Genomic DNA, 26358 nt, shown 5'->3' with positions numbered 1-26358 from the left:
AATACGCTAAGAAACACAAACCCCGCTATTTTGATAGCGGGGTTTGAAATGAAAGGCGAAGTACGATGCTCTATTCTTCTCGCACTACAGGAAAACGCTGCTCATAAAGTTCCATAAAGTCCTTACGAATTAAGTGCTCTAAGTGGTTCGCTTTATCGGTTGGGCAGAAAATCATCACGTGCAGAATTTGTTCACCATTAATGTTGCTAGAAATATGCATATGTGGCTCAGAACCAGGAAGGTCAACACCGGCATGTTTTTCAATCATCGCATTGTAACGATGTGCAACATCAGCAAAGTAACTGCAATGTTCTTCAATTTTATCAGTTAAAATCGGTAGCAGTGGATACAAATTGACGAAGTCTTTCACCACTACAGAAAAGTTGTGGTAAACGTACCGCTTCATGAAGTTGAGGTTCTTTACTGGATAGGTAAAGAACATACTATTAGGCAATGTCGCTGTTTTGCCGGTGTAATGATATTGCCCATGATGCAGGTCGATCTCTTGAATCACCGTCGCCATCATATTGTGCTCAATCACTTCACCGCATAACTTCCCGACCTCAATCCAGTCCCCAACGCGAAAAGAACGTGAACTTGCTCTTTGAATCGAACCCGTAAAACACAAAATGATTTCTTTGGATGCCACTACAATGGCAACGGCAATCGCCGTTACACTCAGAGCAAACTCGTTAATTTCTGATTGCCATAAAATAAATAAAATCAGTAATGTAACAGCAAAGGTGCCATTTTTAGTTCTGGACATCCAACTACGCTGATCTTCTGAGAGAAAAGCGTGATCACCACGAATCATCGATAAAATTGCACGACGAATTAACCACATAATCGCAAAGATCAGTGCGGTAAAAATCAATTTATGAGTGAGAAGAAAATCGACAACTAACTGCACTTTCTCCATTCCACGGCTCCCTCGAATAAAAATACGGCCCAGTAACAGCTAACGATAACAAATTATTTTGTCTGTTGTCCGTGCTCACTCAAGTCTTTTTGAAATTACTCCTCTCTGAAGGCGCGATTCATGCTTTCTGTAATTGGCTTTATTAGGTAGCTCAATGGCGTTCGTGGCTCAGATAAAATAAGCACTTCGGCATTCATACCTGAGGTTAAACGATGTTTTGTCACATCTTCCGGTGAAATTGCAATTCTAGCGAGATAAAAATCTTCTTGGTTTTCTTGCGAGAGCTTATCGGCAGAAATCGTCAGCACTGTACCGTCTAAAGGTGCCAACGTCCGTGCATTCAGAGCGGTCAGACGAACATGCGCTTGCTGGCCTGGATTCACTAAATCAATATCCTGAGGATTAACACGAGCCTCGACTAACAACTTATCGTCTTGCGGGACGAGTTCTAGTAACGTTTCACCCGAGCCAATCACACCTTTTTCGGTAAACACTTGCATGTTGACTACGCGACCAGAAATAGGTGCGTTGATCGTTGTTCTTGCGACAATATCTTGAGCGGAGCGATATTCTTCCCGAATTGCGACAATTTCCGTTTTGGTATTTCGTAGTTCCTCGACAATCTCATTCAGCCTTTCAAGCTTCAACTCTTCAATTTGCGCTAGGTTCTCATCTAACCTTTTTCTAACGGTGAGCGATTGCCTGTCTAACTGGCTTAAGGTACTTCTCACCTCCGCTGCTAAGCGCTTGAGTTGAAGTAAGGTAGATTTTCCCGAGAAACCTTTTTGCACCAAGGCTTGGTTGCTGTCTATTTCTTCAGCAATAAAGTTGAGCCGTTCCGTCTCAATCACTTTGGTTTGCTGAAGGTTTTCAAGCTCTAAATTTGCTCCAGAAATACTCTGCTCAATGATACTCAGTTTACTATCAAAGAATCGCTTTCTCGCTTCAAAGATCTTGTTTTGAACCAGTTGTGCTTCTTGTACGATATCGACACGGGGAATGCTTTCAAGATCATCAGACCATACAATCGTTGGAAGCTCATCAAGCTCCGCACTTAAACGGTTTTCCTTTGCTAGAGTATGGATAAAACGACCACTTAACGAGTCCAACTTAGCCATAGCTTGACGCTTAGAAAGTTGAATTAATAACTGACCTTTTTCGACTAAATCCCCTTCCTGTACATATAGCTTTTCAATAATACCGCCTTCTAAATGCTGAATTTCTTGTCGCTTAGTGAGAACTGACAAATCACCATAAGCAATCGCTGCACTTTCTAATTTGGCTGTTGCAGCCCAGTAGCCAAGACCTCCAAGAAAAACACTTAAGGTCACCACACCGAGTAAAATTGGTTTTCGAAAGCTTAGTCTCGCTTTGGGGCTAAAACGATATACGATCTCGGTAGAACTCTGATTAACGGTTGGCAGTTGATTGCTCATTTCTTACCCTTGGGATATCTGTTCTTTCTTCGCCCATCAAACGTTTTAATACTTCATCTTTAGCGCCGTATAACTTGACTCGGCCGTCAGCCAAATACAACAGCCTATCCATTTGTCGTAACGTACTCGGATTGTGGGCTATGACGATAATCGTTGTACTCTGTGCTTTTAAATGGGCAATCAAACGTTGATACGCAGCCTCTCCCTCACCATCGAGGTTGGCATTCGCTTCATCGAAAATCACAATAGATGGGTCGCCATAAACGGCTCTTGCAAGAGCGATTCTCTGCCTTTCCCCCCCAGATAAACCACGGCCATTTTCACCAATAATGCAATCATAGCCTTTGTTTTTCTTGAGTATTAATTCATGACATCCTGCTAGTTGCGCCGCCTTGATGACTTTAGCGGGGTCTTCTTCTTTAAAGCGCGCGATGTTCTCTCGAATTGTGCCAGGAAATAACTCCACCTCTTGAGCGAGATACCCAAAATGCACGCCGCGATCTTCAGATGCCCATACGGAGACTTCCATTCCATCAAGAGTCACTTTACCCGCTAATGGCTTAACCGTACCTAATAACAGCCGAGCAAACGTCGATTTACCCGTACCAGAAGGGCCAATCACCCCAACAGCAATACCCGGAGGAATCGATAAGCTGATCGATGAGAGCACTGGTTCGGTTGCTCCAGGATGGCGATAGGCCAGTCCGGTAAGCTCATAGTGTCCTTTTGGTTTAGGCAGTGGCATATCTGATTCATCTTGGCGCACGATCGCATCGATTTCTTTCAACCTTTTATAGGCGCCTTTAGCAGACATCGCGCTTCGCCACGTGCCTATCGCCTGCTCCATCGGCGATAATGCCCGACTCATTAATATGGAGCTCGCGATCATCGTCCCTGCCGTTATCTCATGTTGGATAACTAACCATGCACCACCTCCCAGTAAAAATATCTGTAATGAGCCACGCACAAACTTAGAAAAGTTAGCCATGTAGATAGACTTACCTGCAACTCGCTCTTCAAGCACATTCACTTCGCTCACGCGCGACTGCCACTTCTCTAAAAATGCATTCATCATCCCCATTGCGAGAATTGAATTGGAGTTTTGCGTGGCTAATTCTGCGTTGTTGATATGAGAAATCGCCCTGACTTCGCTCTCTTGCATTGTTTTACGCGTCATCAGCTCATTGAGTAGACCTAGGCTAAACAATACGATAGATCCAAGTAACGCGATGTGACCTAGTATCGGGTGCAATAAATACACAAATAAAATAAACAGCGGTGTCCAGGGCGCATCCAACAGTGGATAAGGTGCTTGACTGCTCAAAAAGCTTTTGATGTTCTGAATGTCTCTCAGAGTTTGCGAGGTATAACTCTTCCCAGTATGTGATTGATATTGAATCGTGCGCTTGAGCATGAAAGCGGAGAGTTTTGTGTCCATCCAATAACCAAAAGATTTACTCATTTGTGCTCGTGCAATGTCGATGATGGACATGGTTAACAGCGCGACAATTACGATGACAGTGAGCAAGAATAAAGTATCGGTTGAGTAGGAGGATATCACTCGGTTGTACACTTGAAGCATGTACAGCGGAATCGAGAGAACCAATAAGTTGATAAAAAGGCTAAAAACGATCAGCAAGCCCGCAAGCGTGCATAGTTTTTGTTTCACTTCTTTGAAAACCGTTTTTTGCACGACTACTTCCGTTTAATGTGAAAATTGTAGGCGCCAGAAATACTAGCGCCTAACTTAAGGTAACCTCAAATCGCTCTAGAGTGTCCGATTAGTTCACCTCAGCATGGCAGAGCCACGCAAACTAATTCCCATCCAGAGTTATTTTCAGTCGTTTAGATTACGAACAGATCAGCACCATAGGTGTTGATGTCAGTTTCAGTCACGCCAATAAGTTTCACTGTTAGATCAGCCCCATCGGTAAACACTGCATTCCCAACTGCATCGTAGCTAAAGCTTAAATCACCAAAGTCTGTGACAGAGTCGCTAATGATGTGCAAAGAGTCTTCACCAATGGTGAAGTCAACAACTTTGGCTTCGCCATGGCCACCAAACTTATCCGTGAACACAAACTTATCGCCATTGCTGCCGCCAACTAAAACGTTGTCACCAGAACCAGCAACAAGAATATCTTCACCGACACCACCATTTAATTTATTGTCGCCCAGCAAACCCAACAGCAAGTCATTACCGGTACCACCGCCGAGGTAGTCGTTTCCTGTACCAGCCCTAAGGATGTCATCTCCAGCACCACCAGTTAGGCGATCGTCGCCGTCGCCGCCGATCACATAATCATTACCGCCACCGCCAACAAACGAGTCATTACCACCAAAACCGATAAACAAATCATCGCCGCCATCGAAATCAGCAAATTGGTTATTTACACCTGCATCGCCTAAATACGTGTCATTGTCACTTGCGCTCATTTTTATTCCCTCTTAGCTTATTAATTGAATAGACCTTCTGTTCCACGTCTGACTAGATTCGTCACGACATGAGAAGTCTAATAGTCAACTGAATAGGAATAAGTTTGAATATGGGATGATATTTCAGACTGACATTTTAATAATAAATATAAAATTTAGTACTTTATAGAGTATTTTCTTTTTATTACAGCAAGTTAATACTAGTACTACAGGTTTCTCTTAGCCCAACTTGTAGCTTGCGTACGGTTCTTTACTTCTAACTTTCTAAAAATATTGTATAGATGTGATTTAATAGTATGCTCGCTGATAAATAAAGAATCAGCGATTTCCATATTTGAACCACCTTCTTTCAACATTTTTAAAACCTGAACTTCACGCCGAGTAAGCTCAACCTCAATAGCAGGTTCGATAATGCTATTTACTTCTCTGCCTCGATAATAATTTACTAGCTGATCAAGTAATCTTCGAGACAGCCAATTATCCCCTTTTATTATTGCTTTTAATCCCTGACAAACCTTGTCCATTGAATCTCCTGGACCAAATATACCTTTTACATGAGGCCAAGAAGCGAGTTCTTCTGTGTCTAAGTCATAACCTAGATTAAGCATTATAGTTCCTAGCACTTTATTACTATCTTTTAAATAAACTAAAGTTTCGGAAGGAATCTCAACTGAAAAATCAACAAGCAAAAAGTAGCGTTCCGGAATGAGTTCATGATAACTAGGGTTTTTAGTATCAATGATCGTTATTTTAGTTTCTGTATTTTTAGAAAGCATTTCCTTAAAGTTTTCACTCTGTAAACTTTGTTGAGTGAGCATTAGGATTTCAGGCTTTTCCATATACTGTCCCATAATGTTTCTCATACTTTCAGTGACTTAACATTCTTAAATTAGTAGTTAATCGTCAGCACTTAGTTTGATATGTAAGTGCTAGTTCACAGAGTAAAGTTATTTGCTACTTTTTTAAATTCTAAAGTTATTAAAAAGAGAACCAAAAAAAGTGTTTCTCATAAAAGAAACACTTTTAACACATTCAGGTCACAGAAATTATTAAGAGTTTACTAAATTAGGCAACCTAATATTGCAATAGCATTACACCGTTAACGAGTTGTCTGAAATATTTTCCTTTGCCCAAATAAGTGCTTGAACTCTATTTTTCACATCAATCTTCTTGAAAATATTATGTAAATGCGTTTTTACCGTATTCTCGCTGACAAATAATTGTTCGGCGATTTGTTGATTGGACGCCCCCATGGAAAGAAAGGTAATTATTTGTTGCTCTCGTTTGGTCAGAATAGCGGAAACATTCTTATTTATAGGTTTGCAATGTCGACGAAGGTAAGTAATGTACTGCTGAGAAAACTTACGGCTGAACCACATATCTCCTTGAAGCACCTTACCAATACCAACTTGCAACGTTTTTATATCATCAGAGGTATAGAAAATACCGGCCAAAGTACGCCAAGCAAAGAGATCTTCTGTCGATATGGATTGCTCACAATTAATTAAGATTTCAAGCGTGTCTTTCTGCTTGGCCGCTTTAAACTCCGCATAACGGCGAAAAATTTCATCCGTGATCACGCTGCAATCAACAATAATGGCTGATGCAAGAGATTCATGTAACACTCCGTGAATCAGATTATCTGGCGTGATTAGAGCAACACTAATACCGAGTTTGGTCTCCAATACATCTTTCAACAGAGATGACTGTAGACTTCCCTCCGTGATTAAAATAACGTTTCTTTTTTTTTGCTGCTCCATCCTGATCGCATTCCCTTGGTCGTTTTTATTGAAATACGCAATAGATTTAGATAGAGCGGTAGTATTGTCAAGTATGAAAATCACTAGTACTAATTAATAACTCATTGAAGTGTCAATAATTTTTAAGTGGCAAGTATATGAGAGGTATTAGCATTTTTCAGACATTAAAAAAGGGAGTATAAACTCCCTTTTTGTGTTTGAGCAGGTGATTTAATCACGCACGTTAGAGGCAAAACACCACCTAACTTAGTGGATTGGAACTGCGTTTTTTTGGTTAAACTTACCAAAGTGTTGTTCTAACACTTCTGGCGTCAGCTTACCTTCCGCTTCCAGCTTTTTCAGCTCAGCGACGATCGCTTTTTGCTCTTCTAGCGACGGCAGTTTTACTTCTGGCTCCTGAGCGGTTTCTTGAGAAATTTGCTCTAGTTCTTTTTCGAAGTCATTCATAGTACTTACCTAAAATTAATGATTGAACTTTTAAACTTCGCCTATTCTATCCAACTCTATAACTTGAAGCTACCAACCATCTTGTCCAAACGAGAAGAGAGCGCTTGAAGATCGCGACTTGCATCCGCCAACTCTTCTGCTGTCGCGGTTGTCATTTCATTTATCGCGTTGATTTCTTCGATATTTTGATTAATGGTATGCACCACCGTGGATTGCTCTTCCGTCGCCGTTGCAACCTGTGTATTACGATCAGAGATGTCGGTGATTCGTTCAGAAATACTGATTAATACCTCGACTGCTTCATCGGTAGAAGTAACCCCTTCTATGGTGACCGCTTTGCCCGCTTCCATAGCACTTACCGCGTCTTGTGCGTCACTTTGAAGCTGATTGATCATGCGCTGAATCTCTTCTGTAGAATCAGCCGTGCGTGAAGCTAGGTTTCTTACCTCATCAGCAACAACCGCAAAACCACGTCCCTGCTCACCAGCACGAGCAGCCTCAATTGCAGCGTTTAGCGCAAGTAAATTCGTTTGCTCAGAGATGTCACGAATTACACCCAGAATCGAGCCAATATCTTTGGTTGTCGATGCCAACTGCGTAACAACAATATTGGTTGTTTCAACATCATCGGCTAGGCGGCTGATCACCTCTTTTGCTTTCATCACAACTTCTCGACCAGTTTGAGTGTTATCTGAAGCCTGATTTGCCGTATCAGCAGCGGTAGCAGCGTTCGATGCAATTTCACTGATGGTCGCACCCATTTGGTTGATAGCTGCAACTACTTGAATGGTTTGATCACGCTGCTCTTGGCTGTTGTCGTGTGTGGATGTTGCTTTCGTTGACACACTTTCTGCCGCTTGACTTAATGAGCCACTGGTTAAAGCAACCTCTTTAATCGTGGCATGAATCTTCTCAATAAATCCATTAAAGCCTTTTGAAAGCTGAGCAATTTCATCATTACCCTTAATTTCAATACGCTGCGCCAAATCGCCTTCACCTTGCCCAAGGTCGGTAAAACGATCGGCAATCAGTCGGATTGGTTTCGTAATGCTGTTTGCTAACCATACGCCCATGAGGATGAATACAACGGCAACAATGATGGTCGTAAACAGCATTTTTTTAGCTGTCGCATTCAGGTCAGCGAATACTTCATCAACGGGAACCACGCCAATAACAAACCAGTTCATTGAAGGAACATACAAACTAGAAACAAAAGTATCCTGCCCTTCAAACTCCACATTAATTAGGTTGAAGCTATTTTTGTTCAACAGCGCACTTGCGTCACTACCAAATAGTTTAGTGATAGAAGTTTGGTTCTTACCTTGTTGGCGGTGTATTTGAATCTGGCCTTGTTCATTAGTGAGGAACACGTAACCCGTATCTTCAATTTTAAACCCATTGAGCAAAGTAACCATGTCTCCCATAGATTTAGAGAGACCTGACATTGATGTACCATTAAGCTCTTGGAAATTGGCAAACATTTTCACTTCGCCATTTGCCTCTTGGAACACACTCACGGACGTTTCTTGACCAGACGACGTAAATCCAAAGAACCAAGCATCTTGCGTTCGGTTAAGTTGACGTAAGAATCCGTTTTGATTCCAGTAATATGCCGTTTGACGATTCGCTACCGACGCATCATTAAGACCATACTGTGATTTAACGTTATTGAGCTGCTGAACCAACTGAACTTCTACTGACGGATCACGGTCTGTATTAGATAGGGCTTCAACAATAAATTCGTTTGTAGCCAGCTGTTTTGCCGCTTGTTGCATTTCGACAACTTCGCGGTCAATTTCGGTATTGATTTGCTGCAACATCGCAGGTAGCTCGATGTCAATAAGACGATGGCTCAATACATCTCTCGCATGACGCTGAGCCATAACACCAACAATGATTGTTGATGCTAGAACAGCAAACGTAATGCCAAGTACAACCTTCTGTTTGATGCTCAAGGAATGAAGTTTCAACATATTCGGACCTTTTAAAAGAATCACTTGTTATTGGCCCCACAAGGGGAATCAGGTGCATATCTCATGACACGCACACCACGGAATCTTTATCGGCTCATATGTACAAAACTAGAGGCATTTCTCATTATATTATGAAAAATAAATGTAACACACTGTCAAATAAGCACTTTCAGAGATAGCACGTACTTGCAATTCTCTGTAGCGTCCCAATATTGAAAAGATAAATTGCAATAGAGCGTTGGAACTTTTTTCACATGGAAAATGACCAATACTCAACACGAAAATCACATGGATACCGAGAGTCCAAAGCATGCATAAATCTAACTTCGAAACTCTTCAGCAATACTTAGAGTCGCAGATCATCGGACAGCAAGATCTGGTAAAGCAACTGCTTGTTGCGCTTCTTGCGGATGGGCATATTTTAGTTGAAGGCCCTCCTGGGTTAGCAAAAACCCGTGCAGTAAAATCACTCTCAGACTGTGTTGAAGGCGACTTCCACCGCATTCAGTTCACCCCTGATTTGCTGCCAGCCGATTTAACCGGCACCGATATCTTCCGTCCCGAAACCGGAGAATTCACTTTCCAATCAGGTCCTATCTTCAACTCGCTTATTCTTGCGGATGAGATAAACCGTGCACCAGCCAAAGTACAAGCGGCAATGCTTGAAGCAATGGCAGAGAAACAAGTCACAGCAGGTCGTCATACCTACCCGCTGCCAGAGTTGTTTTTGGTTATGGCAACTCAAAACCCGATAGAGCAAGAAGGGACCTACCCCCTTCCTGAAGCGCAGCTAGACCGCTTTTTATTGCATTTAGAAGTGGAATACCCAGATGCGGAGCATGAGCTATCTATCTTGCGTATTAACCGCGGAGAAGCAAAAGGCGAAGCAAAGGTTGAACGCCCAATGTTAAGCCAACAAGATATATTCACCGCACGTAAAGAAGTGTTGGATATTCATATGGCAGAAACGATAGAGCAGTACATCGTCCGTTTAGTTATGGCGACACGTCAAGCCAACAAATATGACACTGAGTTGGACAAATGGTTGTCAATGGGTGTGAGTCCGCGTGCTACCATCGCTCTTGATCGCTGTGCACGTGCGCACGCTTGGCTTGCTGGTCGTGATTTTGTCTCTCCGGAAGATGTTCAAACCATGGCTTATCCGGTACTGCGCCACCGTTTATTATTGAGTTACCACGCTCAAGCGGAAGGCATTACGGCAAACCAGGTCATCGATAAACTGCTAAACCTTGTTGGCAGTGCATAAACGAGTGAGTGATATGTCCGCTACACATTCATTACCACCTCATGCGAATGGGGTGACATTAACCCTTGAAGAGCTGCTCCAATATCGCACTCAATCTGTACGTTGGTTACCACCAGCACAGAGTCTCTGGTCGCAGATGAGTGGTAACCATACCAGTCGCCAAAAAGGGCGAGGTATGGATTTTATGGAGGTGCGCCAATATCAACCTGGCGACGATATTCGCAGCATTGATTGGCGAGTCACCGCTAGGACCGGTAAAGCACATACAAAATTGTTTGCAGAAGATAAAGAGCAAGCGGTCATTCTTTATCTTGATCTAAGTTCTAGTCTACATTTTGGATCTAAGTATGTACTCAAATCCGTTCAATTGGCCCACTTTGCCAGTGTTCTAATTTGGCTAACTCTAGCTAAAAAAGATCGCATCGGCGCAGTGATTGATGACGGACATCAATGTCTTGAATTTCGCCCCTCTTCTTTACAAAGACAAGGGCTGCGGATTCTTAACGCCATAGTCGACATACATAATGCGCAAGTAACTCGTACTGCAAGCAACGACACTCGTACACTGCCTTATACACAAGTATTGGAGACACTTCATACGCTCACCCCAAAAGGCAGCGAATTGATTATGCTCAGTGATTTTGCCCACGTAACACCAACGGAACTGGCACAACTACGTCGACTCAAACAACACAATAGCGTAAGGGCCGTTCAGTTTTATGATCCGTTAGAAAGAGGCGAAACAGACTTTAGAGGTCAAGTGAAAGCTTCGGATGGGCTGCATAGTCAATGGTTTAACTTTGGCTCTAAAGGACAACGAAGAGAACTCGAAAGCCACTTTACCCAACATCAAGAAACCATTAAGCAGCAGTGCCATTCGATAGCAATTCCATTTAACACGCTATCAAGTGGCTGGCCCTTAATTTCACAATTAAGCTAACAAACTGACAAGCAGTATTTATTAAGCAGTAATAATAATGACAACAAACAACCAAAGCCTAGACCTTGAACCTTTGATTTTGCCAAACGCTCCGGATTGGTTTCCGCTCGCTTGGGGATGGTGGGTGGTGCTTGCAGCCACCTTGCTCTTCGTTTTCGGCATTTGTCTTTATGTGAGATGGCGTAAAAAACACTTACGCGCAAAAAAGACAGCATTAACACTTTTAACTCAACCTACCGCGCCTCATACCCCCTCTTCTGCTCTGGAAATATTGCGCCAGGCAGCATTGAGTTACTTTCCGCGTGAAGAGATCGCACCATTAACCGGAATCGCTTGGTATAAATTTCTCGATAGCCATACCAAAGAAAGTCGATTCGTAGACAAACAACATCAGTGGCAAGAAGCGTTGTATCAGAATTCTTCCCAAGGGCAGCATCAAAGCTTGGTAGACGATTGTGTCTTTTGGATAACCTACGCTTTGCCACCAAAGAAAAAGGCAAATAACCGTGACTGAGCAAACACTCATAACCGATCTTGCCCAATGGCTAAACATTGAATTTGTCTGGTGGTGGGCACTGTTTTTGTTGCCCATCCCATGGCTGGTATACAAGTTCCTGCCACAAGAATCTCAACAAGCCGAGATCAAATTGGCGTACTTACCAACCAATGAGAATCGCAGCAAGCCTAAGCAAGCGCTGCAAAAAGCACTTTCAATCGCGATCTGGGGCCTTCTTGTCGTCGCGTGTGCGCGTCCAGTTTGGTTTGGCGATCCCGTTGAATTCCAACCCAAATATCGGGACTTGATGTTAGTCGTCGATCTGTCCGGTTCGATGCAGCAGGAAGACATGGAACTCAACGGCGAATATATCGATCGCCTCACAGCAGTCAAAAAAGTTCTGTCTGATTTCGTAGCAAAGAGAAAAGGTGACCGTCTCGGAGTTGTTTTGTTTGGCGACCATGCTTATTTGCAAACACCACTCACTGCAGACCGCAAAAGCGTCATGCAACAGATTAATCAAACCGTCATCGGCTTGGTTGGTCAACGAACCGCCATTGGTGATGGTATTGGGTTAGGCACAAAAACCTTTGTAGACAGTGATGCTCCGCAACGAGTCATGATTTTGCTCAGTGACGGCAGCAATACTGCAGGGGTGCTCGAGCCGCTAGAAGCAGCGGAAATTGCGAAAAAATACAACGCCACTGTTTACACCGTGGGCGTGGGCGCTGGTGAAATGATGGTAAAAGAGTTTTTCATGACTCGCAAAGTAAACACCGCAGCCGACTTAGATGAACAAACACTGACTAAAGTGGCAGAGGTGACAGGTGGACAATATTTTCGAGCGCGAGATACGGAAGAGCTCGAAAAGATTTATGACACCATCAACCAGCTAGAACCCGTATCTAGCGACACACAAACTTGGCGCCCTCAGTCTGAATGGTTTCCATATCCATTAAGCGCTGCATTTGTATTGTCGGTATTGTTATTCCTATTAAGGAGAAAACATGGCTGAGTTTACTTTCCTCAATCCTTATTGGCTTTTGGGGCTCATCGTGATCCCTATTGCACTCTTGCTTAATCACAAATTTAGAGCCCAAAAGTCCACACTGATTGCCCCTCATCTAGCGCGGATGCTCGGACAAAACACGCAGTCTAAGCATTACTTCACTCTATGGGGTTTAGCTTGGGCAATAACTTGCATTTCATTAGCGGGGCCAAGCTGGCAGTCCAATGCTCGACCAAGCTTTGAATTAAACCAAAACCGTATCTTGGTGCTTGATATGTCTCGCTCTATGTTTGCTACAGACATCAAACCCAATCGGCTAGCACAAACACGTTATAAGGCGCTCGATTTGCTGCCTAAATGGAAAGAGGGAGCCACTGGACTTATTGCTTACGCTGGCGATGCCTATAACTTAAGTCCACTGACAACTGATTCCAGCACGCTTGCGGGCATTATCGAAAATTTGTCACCAGAGCTGATGCCTTTTCAAGGAGCAAACCTGCCTGCCGCGATTGAACTTGCGATCAACCAGTTTTCTCAAGCCGGCACGCAACAAGGCGATATCATCGTGTTAGCGGATGATCTTGATACGTCAGAGCTGTCTCGCGCGTTAGATTTAGTCCAAGGTACAAAGTTTCGCATTTCTGTTCTTGCCGTCGGGACTCCTAACGGTGCGCCTATCGCGCTGCCCGATGGCTCTCTGCTAAAAACGGCACAAGGCACAACCGTCGTAGCGAAAACAAACCTGAAAAACCTACAGACGCTAGCGAATAAAACTGGCGGTCTATTTGTTCCTATTCAGCACACCAACCGTGATGTTGAAAATATCGCGGCCTTTACTAATAACATTGGTAGCCAGCTTTCTGCGACCCAAAGCGAAGAAGTTAAAACTGATTCTCGTCTCAACAGTGGCTTTTGGTTACTGCCGTTGTTACTTCTTCCTGCGGCTTTACTGTTTCGACGCGGCCTGATTTGGATGGTAGTTGTGACTGTAGTCCCAGTAACGTGGACACCGCATGCAGAAGCTAATCCGTTCTTAAATGCCGACCAACAAGGAGCGGAACTCTACAAGCAAGGTGAGTATGAACAGGCGCAAAACCTATTTACAAACCCAAGCTGGAAAGGAGCCGCCAGTTATCAAAAAGGTGACTACGAAGCCGCTATCGAAGCATTTTCTCATGATGCCTCCCTTAACGGCCGCTATAACCTCGCCAACTCGCTCGCTCAAAATGGTCAATTAGAAGATGCGGCTGATTTGTATAAAAAGCTGCTAGAGGAAAAGCCTAACTTTGAAGCCGCGAAGAAAAACCTATCGGTTGTAGAAGAAAAGCTAAAACAGCAACAGCAACAGCAACAGCAACAGCAACAGCAACAGCAACAGCAACAGCAACAGCAACAGCAACAGCAACAGCAACAGCAACAGCAACAGCAACAGCAACAGCAACAGCAACAGCAACAAAAGTCTCAAAACGAAGGGAAAGAAGCGCAAGGACAACAGTCACAAAATCAGCAAGATTCTGAAAATAAAAAAGAAAAACAAGAAAAACAAGAAACGGAACAACATCAACCGCAACGAGATGACAAGCAAGTGAAGGATCAAGGTGAACCAATACAGGCTAAAGCGCATCCCGAAAAAATGCATCAGGATGATCCTGAGTTTCGTCGACTAGAAGCAGTAGAAAGTGCTCGCGACCCAAGCTTTTTGATCCGTGCGCAAATGCAACTTCAAGCGCAACAAAAACAACCTCCACAACAATCTCAAAAGGAGTGGTAAGCCTGTGATGAACAAAGGCGTAAAACTGGTCTTTATTTTTGTGGCCAGCCTAATATCCAGTTTCTCGGTGATGGCACAGACACTTCAAGCTAGTGTGAATAAAACACAAATAGCCAAGAATGAAGTGATTAACCTCAGAATCATTTCAGATACTGAGCTCAGCTCAGACTCAATCGACTTCAATGTTCTAGAGAAAGACTTCTTCTTGGGTCAACCTCGTTATGGCCGCTCTAGCAATAACATTAACGGAAGAAAATCAGTGCGTACCGAGTGGAGTATCTCAATTGCACCAATGAAAGAAGGTGTTCTGACTATTCCAAGTTTTTCCGCTGATGGCATGAAAACGGAGCCGATCAAACTACGTGTCAACGCGAGCCAAACAGACCCCAATCTTGATGATCTATTTAGCTTCAATATTACGGTCGACAACAGTACGCTCTACCCTCAGCAATCTGCAACATTACGTATACAACTTCTAATTAAAGCGGACACTCGACGCCTAGATAACCCGCAAATAGTACCTCCGCAGATTAAAGGCATGAAGCTTGAGGCACTGGGTGGCTTACAACAAAGACAGAAGATCTTAAATGGGTTAGAAGTAGCGATCATAGAGCAGTCGTTTCGCTTAACGGCCAATCAACCAGGCACTTATACCTTGATAGGTCCTAAACTGACCGGTTCTTATATTTATGGCGACAGCTTGACGGGCTCAACCAAAATAATGCCTATCAACACCAAAGCGGAACGCATGCCAATCACGGTCAAACCGATTCCGAGCGAATTTAAAGGTGAATGGCTTCCTGCTTCAGCGTTAGAAACGACACAGAGCTGGCAAGACGATCAAGGTAATCTACTGTCGACTAACGCGATCAACACAGTAAAACAAGGCTCTTCACTCACTCGAACCATTCAAGTTAAGGCTCGCGGTACACAAGCCGAATATCTGCCACGAGTCAATATTAGTTACCCGAGTTCACTGCGCGTGTATCCCGAACAACCTAAGTTCGATAGCGCGAGAGATGGCACCGTTACCATGACGGTGAAGCAAGTCATTATTCCTACAGAGGCCGGGAAATATACCTTACCAGGATACGACTTGAACTGGTGGGACAGTCAAAATGATGAAGCGAAGAAAACAACGTTACCAGAGCTAACATTAGACGTAGAGAAAAATGACACTGGGCTAATCACGTTGCCGGAATCGCCTCTTTCAGCGCCTTTAGTGTCAGCCCCTAGTCCTGAATCAAGCGGCGATGTAAACAGTCTCTGGCGAACATTAACCTTTGTTTTCCTAGGGCTTTGGATAATGACATTGGGAATCGCTATTTGGGCATGGAAAAAGCGGTCAATAACAGCGAGTGGAACGGTTTCAAACACTGAACAACCACTTTGCATCGACGCGCTAAAAAAAGTCATCGAAGAGGGCGATGCTGCGAAAATTGAACGCTCTGTAAATGAGTATTTAACCACTCATCAAGACAGGCTAAACCCTGGCGACGTACAAGCAATTAAGCAAGAGCTTAATGCCATGAATCAAGCGTATTTTAGTGCTAACCAACAACCTTGGAGCCCTGATTCGCTGCTAGCGAAAATTCAAAACCTTGGCAAAGCAAACGTAACAAAAACCGACCACCAACTCGAAAAGCTATAAATAACTAGATAACAATGGCAGCTCTCATGAGCTGCCCATTCTCTTATCCGGCCAAATTTGCTTTAGCGGTTTTATCTAGAGCACCAACCGCCGCCCCTTCCCTATCAAGTTGCTCTTATGAACATCACTCACTCAACAAACACTTGGAGCTCGTATTCGTATCGCCTTACACAATTTCGCCCATGATTCTTCGCTTGATAGAGTGCCTTATCCGACAACTGATATAAATGGTCGAAATTAAAGTCTTTGCCTTTCGCTTTATAACAGGAGTAACCGACTGAAACGGTAAGTAACTCCCCTTCTGGGTTATGTCGATGTTTTATCCCCTCGCCCTCGATGCACTGACGAATGCACTCTGCTCTCAGTCGAACCTCCTCTTGCTCAGAACCAATCATGAGCAACGCAAACTCCTCACCACCGATACGGCAAAAAACTTCATCTTCACCTTTGGTATGATGATCCAAGATATAGCCAATTCGCATCAATGCAATATCGCCTTCGAGGTGACCATAGTGATTATTGAATAAGCCAAAATGGTCAATATCAATCAGGATCAGGCCAAACGACATGTCGTCTTCACACTCTAGGGCGCAATATTTTTGCATCACATGCTCTAACATGCGGCGATTACCAAGACGCGTCAAAGGATCGAGCTTAGAAAGTACCTCAAGCTGTCGATTGGCTTCCTCCAACTCTTTTGTTCGGTTCTGAACCTCCAGCTCTAAGTTTTCGTTTAATTCGCGAATCGCCTCTTGAGCTTGAGTACGTTGCAATACTTCAGCTAAGCTGGACGCGAACATACGAATCACTTCACGTAACTGAGAAGTTAAGGGCGCACGTGTCAGCAAATTATCAACAGCGATAAAGGCGATAGGACCACTGCTATTTGAAGTCAATACCGTCATCGCAGCCCAACCAAAGCCAACAATATTACAGTCATGATAAATAGGCACTGATTCTTCAAATGCGACTTCGTTTGGCATTGAGCGAGCCAGATTTATAAGAGAGAAATCTTGGGTTTCGCCAAAGAAGTAAGATTCATCCACCACGTTCCCTTGAATATCGGTACCCCACGTTCCTTGCATGTAAGAGCAATTTTCATCAGTTAAAAACACCGCCATTCGATCAATACCAAGATTTTTAATGGCGAAAGTGACGGCCGATTTGCATACTCCACTGACAGTAGTGCAACGTGATAACTCAACCATGCTTGAATGCAGCATGCGTACGTTTTGTTCTTGGCGCTTACGAATGTAAATTTGAGAGAAGAGTGAACCAAACGAGTCCAACATCTGTTTTTGATATGCCGTTATCGGCTTACGATGAATAAAGTTATCTAGCGCGAACCACCCAAACGGTTCATTGCCATCGCGTAAAATCAACATCGCATTCCAGCCCTGCCCGATGACCTTGCCTGCTGTGTATATTGGCGCGTCTTCTACAATAACTAAGTTGCTCTCAAGGCTAGATAACGCGGTGATATACTCCTCGCTAAGTTGGTGTAAATCATATTGTGTGTGAAATTCATCAATCGTAATTCCTGACTCATCCGTACCGTATGTACCACTGAAGCTACGCTTTTTCATATCGAGAAGCATCAGTGTAGAGCGATCAAACCCAAGTCGTTCACGTAACGCTTCGACGGCTTTGTAGTACAAGTCCTTTAAAGAATCAGGATTAGAGATTTCGAGTGCAACTTGCTGAACTAACTTCATATTTTCGATAAAGCGCTCGCGTTGGCTAATCTCATCAACATATTGCGCTTCACGAATATCTCTGTGCCTGATCTCTTTCGAGGCATTTTTTTCAGCACGAATACATTGCCAACGCGCCGCTGCGAGTTGCATTGCGTCGTAACTTTCTTCATAGATATTATGTGCTGTGCGAGCATGAACAGATTGAATCAGTAGGTAGGTACGTTTGATAGGCGTGTTGTCGAGCATCATGATGTAACTATCACCACCTAAATCTCGGGTGTGATTCCAATTACAAGTGTTGATCGCCAGAGGTATGATGCTTTCAGAGGTGTCAAACTGACTTGCCCACTCCCAGAATGTCTCAGGATAGTTTTGGGTTGGGTAAAGCTCTCCGCGAGAGAAGCTCATTGAATGACGAGGGTTAATTGAAGGATCTTCAAAAATAGCGAGGGCTTGAGGGGAGAACAGACTCTCTAAATGATCAAAGATTGCCTCCGCTAGCAACCGATGGTCCCTCGTTGAAGACACTTTTCTTGTAAAACTTCTTAAACTCACCCTACCAACCTAATCTACTTTTTTATCCTCGATAAAAAACTACTTAGGCCATGATATGCAATCAATACGTTCAAATTTGAGCTGTTAAGTCATTCGCAAAATTATCAGACTTAGTGTTACATTCGAGAGCTCTTCAGCACTTTTAAAGCCATGTTTCACATAAGTTACATGCTTTATAAACTGGGGAGGAAAGTTGTTCTTATTTACAAGATTTTTGTGTTGGTAGATGTTTTAAGCCTACGACTTAAAAAGAAAAAGGCCCCTCATCAAGAGGGGCAAAGTTACCATCGCTTATAGTTATTTAGTTATGCTTGTAAATACGGTGGATTAACCGAAATCACCATTTACGTAGCCTTGAGTACGGTCGTCTTGAGGGTTGCTAAAGATCACTTGCGTATCGTTGTGCTCAACCAGTTCACCCATTAGGAAAAACGCAGTGCGGTCAGAGATACGACGCGCCTGTTGCATTGAGTGAGTCACGATAACGATGGTGTAGTTCTTCTTTAGCTCTTCCATCAGTTCTTCGATTTTGTGTGTCGCAATTGGGTCAAGTGCCGACGTTGGCTCATCCATCAGAATCACATCCGGCTCCATCGCGATTGTACGTGCAATACATAAACGTTGCTGCTGACCACCAGAAAGACCGAATGCGTGTGATTTAAGGCGATCTTTCACCTCATCCCAAAGGGCAGCACCGCGCAGCGAACGCTCTACCACTTCATCAATTGTCTTTTTGTCTTTGATACCTTGAGCACGTAAGCCGTAAGCCACGTTCTCGTAAATGCTCATCGGGAATGGGTTTGGCTTTTGGAATACCATGCCGACTTTGATGCGAAGGTCAGCAACATCAATGTTGCCGTAAATATCTTCGCCGTCCATCGCCAATTTACCTGTAATTTTCACGCCTTCGATTAGATCATTCATTCGGTTCAAACAGCGTAGAAGCGTTGATTTTCCGCAACCTGACGGGCCGATAAGTGCAGTTACTTGGCGAACTGGAATTGGTAAGTTGATCGATTTCAGTGCTTGGTTGTCACCGTAGAATAGGTCTAGGTTTTCAATATCAAATTTGTTCATTGTCTTAATCTCTTAATTCTTGAATTCGTGTCTTTTAACGTGCGTTCTTAATTAGTGTTGTTAGTAAGTTGCGGTGTTAAAACGTCTAGCAATCAGTTTCGTTACCATGTTGATCAAGAGAACAACTACGATAAGCACTGTTGCCGTACCGTAAGCCTGATTCCATTCTTCAACGGTAAACAGTTCGGTAGTCAGTTTGTATAGGTGAACGGTTAGCGTACGACCTGAATCCAATAAAGAATCCGGAATACGTGCAACCATACCTGCTGTCAGGAATACTGGAGCAGACTCACCAATGACACGACCAATACTTAGAATGACCGAGGTTAAGATACCTGGCATTGCGCTCGGAAGAATCAAACGCCAGATAGTGTAAATCTTAGAAGCACCGAGGCCATAAGAGCCTTCACGGTACGTTTGTGGTACTGCCATCAGCGCTTCTTCCGTTGTACGGATGATAACTGGCAGGATTAGGATACTTAGCGTCAATGCACCCGACAGAATAGAGAAGCCAAGGCCAAGAATCGCCACGAAGAAAGTCATACCAAACAGGCCGAAAATGATCGACGGGATACCCGCCAATGACTCGGTACAGAATCGGATGATTTTCACCAAACGACTGCCCACTTTCGCGTATTCGGTCAAGTAGATTGCCGTCATGATACCGAGTGGCGCTGCCACTGCGATAGAAGCGATAACCATGTAAATGGTCGCCACAATCATTGGGAAGATACCATGCTCTTCACCTGTGCGCGTATAGTTATCAGTAATGAAGTTCCAATCTACGTGTTGTAGACCGTTTGATAGGATGTACCAGATAATCCAGAACAAAAAACCTACCGTTAGTGCTGCCGAGATCCAGACAAATGCGTTAAAGACATTATCTTTGAACTGGCGTGCTTTTTTCAGTTTTGCGCGATCCATAATAGTCACCTTTAACGAGCGATTACTTCGCTTTTTCTCGGTTTAGGTACAGTAGTACAGCGTTCAACGACATGATGAAGACCAGAAGTACTACACCTGTAGCGTAAAGTGCGTTCGCGTGAACACCACTTGCGTAAGACATTTCAATAGCGATGTTTGCAGTTAGTGTACGAGCCGAATCCAAGATGCCTTCTGGCATTGCCGGCGCGTTACCCATAACCATAATGATCGCCATAGTCTCACCCAACGCACGACCGATACCCAGAATCACACCTGTCATGATGCCTGAGCGAGCCGCTGGAACGAGCAATTTAAAGATGGTGTAGATTTTCGATGCGCCCAGTGCCAAAGAACCTTCTTTATAAGTACGAGGGACAGCACGGATAGACGTTTCAGAAACCGTAATTACTGTTGGTAGAATCATCACACCAAGAACAATAATACCGGCCAAGATAGTGTTACCTGCAGGTACATCAAATACCTTCTGAATCAATGGAACGATAATAACCAGACCGAAGAAGCCGTAGACCACTGAAGGAATACCGGCTAGCAGCTCAACCGCTGGACGGATGATGTCTGCTAATCGCTTTGGTGCGATTTCAGCGATAAAAATGGCGGTCAGAACACCAATTGGAACCCCAACAATGACAGCACCAGCCGTCGATACGATAGATGCCACAATCATGGTGGCGACACCGTAAAGCGCAGGTGGTAACCAGTTTTGTCCTAAGACAATGCCCGATACGCCTGCTTCTTGGAATGCCGGAATACTCTCTCGAACGATGAAGTATGCAATAACGGCTAATGAAACAATGCCGATTACGGCACTCGTTAGGAACAAGCCGTGGAAGATGCGCTCTTTCCAGTCTACACGACGCTTCTCGCGTAGGCCTGACTTGCTGATAGCTCTAGCGTCAGTATTCATAAGCTTTTCACTATTTGTTGCGATGGTCATTTAAAAATCTCACGGTTCTGGGCAATGCCGTTGAACACAATGGATAGAAAAGGCTCAGCCCGAAACGTTGGGCTGAGCAAACTTTAGAGTCCCGATGGGATTAGTTAACTGAGATGTAACCTTTTTGGTCAACTAGCGCTTGCGCTTCGTCAGTTAGCATCCAGTCTAGGAATTTTTGCGTTTCTGTTGATGGCTTGCCTTCTTTGTAAAGAACAAGGAATGGACGCGCTACTTTGTAAGAACCGTTTTTAACGTTAGCTACCGTTGCATCAACGCCGTCGATTGCTAGCGCATTAACAGTGTTATCTACAGTACCAAGAGAAATGTAGCCGATTGCGTATGGGTTAGATGCAACCATTGTTTTCAGTGCGCCGTTACCGTTTGCAACTTGAGCACGTTGAGAGATAGCTGATACCTTCTTACCAGAAATCTTCATTTTTAGAGACATGATGTCTTCAAATGCGCCACGAGTACCAGAAGCTGTGTCACGAGTAATGGCTACGATTGGCTTGTCTGCACCACCGACTTCTTTCCAGTTTGATACTTCGCCTTTGTAGATTGCAGTCACTTGCTCGGCTGTTAGACCTGGCAGTTTGTTTTGTGGGTTAACAACCACTGCGATACCATCACGAGCAACCACTTCTTCGATTAGTGTTGATTCTTTTTCAGAGTCTTTTAGATTACGAGAAGACATACCAAGGTCTGCTGAACCATTTTTCGCTGCTTTTACACCAGCTGAAGAACCAGGACCTTGAACTTCGATAAATACGTTAGGGTTCTTCTTCATGTACGTTTCAGAGAAAACTTCCATCAGTGGAGTTACGCTGCTAGAACCCACTGCAGAGATAGTTTCTTTAGCAGAAACAGGAGTCACTGCCATTGCGCCTAGAAGTGCGATTGCACCGATTACTGTCTTTTTCATCACAATTTCCTTAAGTGGCTTTATTGCCGTTGTGTTTCACTTGAACGGTGCTCACTTTAGAATTTGAATATGACAGTTGTGTTTCACTTAGTTGAACCCTCTATGACACGTTGTCATTTCTAACTATTAATTCCGCGACTTATCCCTCTCTCAATTTGAACGTAACGTTTTTATAACGTTGCCTCATGTTCAAGATGATAACCCCATCGATTTTGGTACATTTCATAGCAATTAGGCATGAGTAACTCATTGATTTGGCAAATATAACAATTAAAATCGAAATGCTTATTTATAAAAAAGATAATAATCAAACCGATAGAGGGTCAATCTCATGCGTCAATTTCTTAGTACGCTTTCTATTAAACTTCAGGTTTTTCTGCCTGTTCTATTCACAGTTATATTACTCATCATTGGACTGAGTGTCGGAATCGGTAAACTCGATCAAGCATTCAATAAGGTTTCGGCTTCCACCCATAAGCTAATCATTCACAAAGAGGAACTTAGCGGCATCGTAGACAACACTTACGCCATGCGCATCAAAGCCATTTATAGTCTATTTAGAGCCGAAGATGTTCAGTCTCTCAACCAAGAGCTTTCTAAGCGACAAAACAAAAACCGCGATTTTCTTAACTCCATCGACAATCTCCCTGGCATTCAAAATGAAGTCAATGCTATGCGTAAGGCCATGAATCACTATGTTGATTTCACTCGCGTTACCATGACACCTCTGCTCACCACTAAACACTCTTCTGATTACACCACCTCTGATTTCAATCAAAAGTACGAATCTGCAATGGCTGAGTATCGATTAGCTGGCGAAGCGATGATCAACGCCATCGACAAACTATCTAAACAATTGAATCAAATCGTCACCGATGAAGTCGAAACGAATGGCGAACAACATTCAACCACGCTCACTTACAGCACCGTCTCGCTTGCGGTGATCTTGAGTGCTGCTTCACTTATTAGTTGGGTACTCGCCAGCTACATCGTTGCGCCGATTCGTAACCTTCAAGTAACGATGCAGGAAGTCGCGAAGGGAAACCTACTAGTTAAGGCCGAAGCCATCGGGAAAAACGAAGTGTCTCAGTTGGCTCGAGATGTAAACCAGACCATAGAAAAACTGCGTGAAACTGTAAGCGCATTGGTTCGCATTAGTGAAGATGTGGCATCAGCATCAACCGAGTTAGCAACTGTTATGACTCAAAGCAGCGTCAACTCGGATCAAGAAAAGCAAGAAGTTGAGCAAGTAGCCTCGGCGATCAATCAGCTAGAGTCGACCGCAGCTGAAGTATCGACCAATGCACAAGAAGCAGATAGTGCATCAAATCAAGCACGTACGTTAACCTCACAAAGTATAAGCATGTTTGGGGAAAGTACTCGCGCAAGTGAAAAGATGGCGGAACAACTTAACGAAGCCGCTGCCGTCGTGACTTCACTAAAAGATCAATCAGAACACATTGGTCGCGTGATCGAAGTGATTGAAGGTATTTCTGAGCAAACGAATCTCCTTGCACTGAATGCAGCGATTGAAGCTGCACGAGCGGGCGAAAGTGGCAGAGGCTTTGCGGTAGTGGCCGATGAAGTACGTATGCTGGCAGCGCGAACTCAGGAGTCCACCAAAGAGATCCAAACCATTATAGAAGAGCTACAGCAACAATCTGGTCACGCAAATGAAAGTATGCATTCCAGCTTAGCCATGTTGTCAGACAACCAAGCTCTGACACAAGAAGTTAGCCAATCACTTGCTAATATCAGTAATGCTATCGCCGATCTGAACTCAATCAACACTCAAGTTGCGACCGCATCAGAAGAGCAGAAACAGGTCACGGCTGATATCAACAACAACTTAACGAACATCTATGAACTAGTGAGCCAGAACGTCACTGGTATCACTCAATCAGCCGCGGCAGCGCAAGAGTTGTCTGGTTTAGCAGAAAACCAAAAACATCAGCTTAAGCAGTTCCAAGTTTAAATTCTCTGCTCAACACGATAAGTTCCAAAGGTTAGAAAAGAAAAAGCTCCGCACTGGCGGAGCTTATTATAAAGGCAAAGCTATCAACCCTTATTAACGTAATAATTATTATTCATCTGTCACTAACAAGAGAGAACTTTTGAAACTTGAGTTTAACGGATCTCTATTGAAAACCTCACCATTAGTCGTATCAAAAGTTGCAACATGCTTACCGTCGCCATTAGGTGTGTTGCTCCAGACATAACGCCCTAGAACATCATCTCCATCTGTCAGACTATAGCCGCTAGCAAACCCTGTACTATTTATGGCTGGGCTGTGGCAAGCTCGCTCAGTTAGAGATACTAGCTCTTTGATATTTGCTAGTCGCCAATTTTTTTTGTCAGCAAAATTGTGAAGAGGATGGTTGCCGTCCTTATTACGAATTTGTTTGGCTGTGGAGAGAGCGAGTTGCCATGACATTGTAGATCGCGTCCCCTGGCATTCTTGGTTTCCTACATTCCATGTCATACCAACTGGACAGCGCATCCATGTTAGACCTGTTTTCAGGTCAGTTACGGTACCGCTCTCAGAATATGTATAACGCGTGTTAGGTGCCGTTTTAGCAAAGTCAGTAGAACACTCTTGTGCAGCTATTGCAGTTTGAGAAGCCAAAGTAAGAGATAGTACAGTTATTAATTTCTTCATCTTATTGCCCCTTAACTGCGACTAGACGGATTGGGAATTGGTAAGAATCATCGGCACCCGCACTTGTGTTGCTTGATCGAATCTCGACGTATGAAATAGTGCCTCTATCTTTGCCCCGGGAGACAATCGCAGGGAAATAAATCTCGCCATCAATAAGTTGTGATGATGCATTCGTAAACTTAAAGTCACTATGCCAAAACGCACCATATCCTAAATAAGGGCTACCTATGGTTTGCTGTGGAAAGTATTTAACATTAAAACCATAGACGTTGTATTTTGCATATTCATCGTTCGGAGCAAACAGTGTTTGTTCACCAAAGTCTAGTAAGTCATAAGTCTCACGGTAAGTAGGCAAGCGCCAACCAGTGATTCCACATAACGATTGTTTGTTTATGTACTCAACATATTGGCTAGTGGTACAAACTTCATCACCAGCGTCTTTACAACCTGCAAGCTCTACATCTTTGCTAAATGGCTTAAATGCTTCAGACTCAAACGCAAACAGGCGATCTTTAAATTGAACCGAGCTCGCATCCGCACTCTTATTTTCCCAAACAAGACCAGTACGTTCGTCCATAGTACAAGCCCACTCAGTCGCATCTGCAGCTAAAGCTGCACCTTGTGAATCTAGCTTAACGAACTTAAAGCCAGCGCCTGTCGACGTTTGCTTGTCCTCTTTGTCGAAGCCGTATTCCGCATCTTGACCAGGGTAAGACGCTTGAACCTCTGCTACGTCTGCTGCTCCTTCAGCAAAATAAAGAACGGCGCCCGTATCGTTACTACCAACCGTTTGTTCAGCAACCGCTACAATTTCTTCAGCAAATGCACTCACTTCCACTTCAGACAGAAGATCAGAGGCCAATGATTTACCCTGGAAGCTAAGGCTTTGAGCAAGCAGCGCTACGCCTTGGGTCATTTGTTGTGGCTGCATTGCAGCTAATAGTGCAGCCGTGTTTTGCTCTAGCTTGTCTAGCTCGCTGGCTTCTGCGTTAGACATCACCGTACCAGAAAGAGAAACGCCAGCATCGGCGAGTTGCGCTTTCACAATCTCTTCAGCTTGAGCAACGGTTTTACCGTCAACCACAAGACCCGCGAGCAACGTTGTTACACCATTGATTGTGTTACCCGTTGCTAAATTTTGGCCTGGAGCCGCAAGACGCAACGTTTGGTTTGAACCTTGCTCAACTTGAGCAAGAATGGTGCTAGTTAGTATGTTTTTGTCGCTTGAAGTCAGGCTAAATTTACCGGCATTATCCGTTTTAGTGCTCGGTTCAGTCGTATCACAAACGTAGTTTTGGTTTAAATCGATGCACACTGGCGTATCAAGAAGTGTACCTGCAGAAACGATGGTGCCAGCTACATCATAGGTCGGTGCCGACGTATCACCACCAGAACCACCGCCACAGCCAGCTAGGGCTAGTGACATAGCAACGAAAGAATATTGAAACTTCATAGATTTTATCT

General features: G+C 43.8%; 22 protein-coding genes. 7 read left to right on the top strand and 15 right to left on the bottom strand.

The features are described from left to right. Positions 1-70: 70 nt before the first annotated feature. The 8 genes from J4N43_RS17230 to J4N43_RS17195 all read right to left on the bottom strand — a co-directional run bounded on the left by J4N43_RS17230 (position 71) and on the right by J4N43_RS17195 (position 8971). Positions 71-919 carry a mechanosensitive ion channel family protein gene (locus J4N43_RS17230; RefSeq protein WP_005375171.1) on the bottom strand — a complete coding sequence of 283 codons (849 nt, stop codon included), beginning with the start codon at positions 917-919 and terminating at the stop codon, positions 71-73. 95 nt (positions 920-1014) lie between these two features. Continuing rightward, positions 1015-2355, bottom strand: a complete 1341-nt coding sequence (locus J4N43_RS17225; RefSeq protein ID WP_005383906.1) for an HlyD family type I secretion periplasmic adaptor subunit — start codon at positions 2353-2355, stop codon at positions 1015-1017. Next, a complete protein-coding gene (locus J4N43_RS17220) occupies positions 2330-4048 on the bottom strand; it encodes a type I secretion system permease/ATPase (protein ID WP_252094193.1) in 1719 nt (572 codons plus the stop codon). Before J4N43_RS17220 ends, J4N43_RS17225 begins: the two co-directional genes overlap by 26 nt. A gap of 152 nt (positions 4049-4200) precedes the next feature. Next, on the bottom strand, positions 4201-4791 hold the full coding sequence (locus J4N43_RS17215; protein ID WP_005375168.1) for a calcium-binding protein: 591 nt from the start codon (positions 4789-4791) through the stop codon (positions 4201-4203). A 206-nt stretch (positions 4792-4997) separates the two neighbouring features. Continuing rightward, the gene (locus J4N43_RS17210; RefSeq protein WP_213905452.1) at positions 4998-5654 is read right to left on the bottom strand and encodes a LuxR C-terminal-related transcriptional regulator; all 657 of its coding nucleotides are present in this window, start codon (positions 5652-5654) and stop codon (positions 4998-5000) included. A gap of 228 nt (positions 5655-5882) precedes the next feature. Beyond that, positions 5883-6551, bottom strand: coding sequence for a LuxR C-terminal-related transcriptional regulator (locus tag J4N43_RS17205; protein WP_021707603.1), 669 nt, complete (start codon positions 6549-6551; stop codon positions 5883-5885). Between the two features lie 246 nt (positions 6552-6797). Further along, entirely contained in the window at positions 6798-6998 is a 201-nt protein-coding gene (locus J4N43_RS17200) for a restriction endonuclease subunit S domain-containing protein (protein ID WP_005375165.1), read from the bottom strand. Between the two features lie 56 nt (positions 6999-7054). Continuing rightward, positions 7055-8971: a methyl-accepting chemotaxis protein gene (locus tag J4N43_RS17195; RefSeq protein WP_213891108.1), complete on the bottom strand. Its 1917-nt coding sequence runs from the start codon at positions 8969-8971 to the stop codon at positions 7055-7057. A 310-nt stretch (positions 8972-9281) separates the two neighbouring features. Here J4N43_RS17195 and J4N43_RS17190 point away from each other — a divergent pair, with 310 nt between their 5' ends. The 6 genes from J4N43_RS17190 to J4N43_RS17165 are packed head-to-tail and all read left to right on the top strand — an operon-like array spanning position 9282 to position 16105. After that, positions 9282-10238: an AAA family ATPase gene (locus tag J4N43_RS17190; protein ID WP_017635415.1), complete on the top strand. Its 957-nt coding sequence runs from the start codon at positions 9282-9284 to the stop codon at positions 10236-10238. Between the two features lie 13 nt (positions 10239-10251). Then, entirely contained in the window at positions 10252-11178 is a 927-nt protein-coding gene (locus J4N43_RS17185) for a DUF58 domain-containing protein (RefSeq protein ID WP_025768548.1), read from the top strand. A 37-nt stretch (positions 11179-11215) separates the two neighbouring features. Continuing rightward, positions 11216-11692: a DUF4381 domain-containing protein gene (locus J4N43_RS17180; RefSeq protein WP_065275458.1), complete on the top strand. Its 477-nt coding sequence runs from the start codon at positions 11216-11218 to the stop codon at positions 11690-11692. Next, positions 11685-12689: a vWA domain-containing protein gene (locus J4N43_RS17175; protein ID WP_047103941.1), complete on the top strand. Its 1005-nt coding sequence runs from the start codon at positions 11685-11687 to the stop codon at positions 12687-12689. The genes J4N43_RS17180 and J4N43_RS17175 overlap by 8 nt, the downstream gene beginning before the upstream one ends. After that, positions 12682-14454: a VWA domain-containing protein gene (locus J4N43_RS17170; protein WP_252094192.1), complete on the top strand. Its 1773-nt coding sequence runs from the start codon at positions 12682-12684 to the stop codon at positions 14452-14454. The genes J4N43_RS17175 and J4N43_RS17170 overlap by 8 nt, the downstream gene beginning before the upstream one ends. Positions 14455-14458: 4 nt before the next feature. Beyond that, positions 14459-16105 (top strand): BatD family protein, encoded by a 1647-nt coding sequence (locus tag J4N43_RS17165; protein WP_213891102.1) that lies wholly within the window; start codon positions 14459-14461, stop codon positions 16103-16105. 128 nt (positions 16106-16233) lie between these two features. Here J4N43_RS17165 and J4N43_RS17160 read toward each other — a convergent pair whose 3' ends face one another. From J4N43_RS17160 to J4N43_RS17140, 5 genes are all read right to left on the bottom strand, one after another. Then, entirely contained in the window at positions 16234-18357 is a 2124-nt protein-coding gene (locus J4N43_RS17160; protein ID WP_161441480.1) for a sensor domain-containing diguanylate cyclase, read from the bottom strand. Between the two features lie 327 nt (positions 18358-18684). Next, positions 18685-19434, bottom strand: a complete 750-nt coding sequence (pstB, locus tag J4N43_RS17155) for a phosphate ABC transporter ATP-binding protein PstB (RefSeq protein WP_005375156.1) — start codon at positions 19432-19434, stop codon at positions 18685-18687. A gap of 60 nt (positions 19435-19494) precedes the next feature. Next, complete coding sequence (gene pstA, locus J4N43_RS17150) at positions 19495-20358, bottom strand: phosphate ABC transporter permease PstA (RefSeq protein ID WP_005383923.1); 864 nt, start codon at positions 20356-20358, stop codon at positions 19495-19497. 22 nt (positions 20359-20380) lie between these two features. Further along, positions 20381-21313, bottom strand: coding sequence for a phosphate ABC transporter permease subunit PstC (gene pstC, locus J4N43_RS17145; RefSeq protein ID WP_005375154.1), 933 nt, complete (start codon positions 21311-21313; stop codon positions 20381-20383). Positions 21314-21413: 100 nt separating this feature from the next. Next, positions 21414-22235: a phosphate ABC transporter substrate-binding protein gene (locus J4N43_RS17140; RefSeq protein WP_005375153.1), complete on the bottom strand. Its 822-nt coding sequence runs from the start codon at positions 22233-22235 to the stop codon at positions 21414-21416. Between the two features lie 331 nt (positions 22236-22566). Here J4N43_RS17140 and J4N43_RS17135 point away from each other — a divergent pair, with 331 nt between their 5' ends. Next, on the top strand, positions 22567-24210 hold the full coding sequence (locus J4N43_RS17135; RefSeq protein WP_252094191.1) for a methyl-accepting chemotaxis protein: 1644 nt from the start codon (positions 22567-22569) through the stop codon (positions 24208-24210). 108 nt (positions 24211-24318) lie between these two features. Here the strand turns inward: J4N43_RS17135 and J4N43_RS17130 are convergent, their stop codons facing one another. Continuing rightward, positions 24319-24894 carry an Lcl C-terminal domain-containing protein gene (locus tag J4N43_RS17130; protein WP_017635423.1) on the bottom strand — a complete coding sequence of 192 codons (576 nt, stop codon included), beginning with the start codon at positions 24892-24894 and terminating at the stop codon, positions 24319-24321. 1 nt (position 24895) lies between these two features. Then, complete coding sequence (locus tag J4N43_RS17125) at positions 24896-26347, bottom strand: Lcl domain-containing protein (protein ID WP_252094190.1); 1452 nt, start codon at positions 26345-26347, stop codon at positions 24896-24898. Between the last annotated feature and the right edge of the window lie 11 nt (positions 26348-26358).

The sequence above is a fragment of the Vibrio sp. SCSIO 43009 genome, from assembly GCF_023716525.1.
Classification (GTDB): Bacteria; Pseudomonadota; Gammaproteobacteria; order Enterobacterales; family Vibrionaceae; genus Vibrio; species Vibrio alginolyticus.
This window is presented reverse-complemented; position numbering and strand designations above follow the sequence as displayed.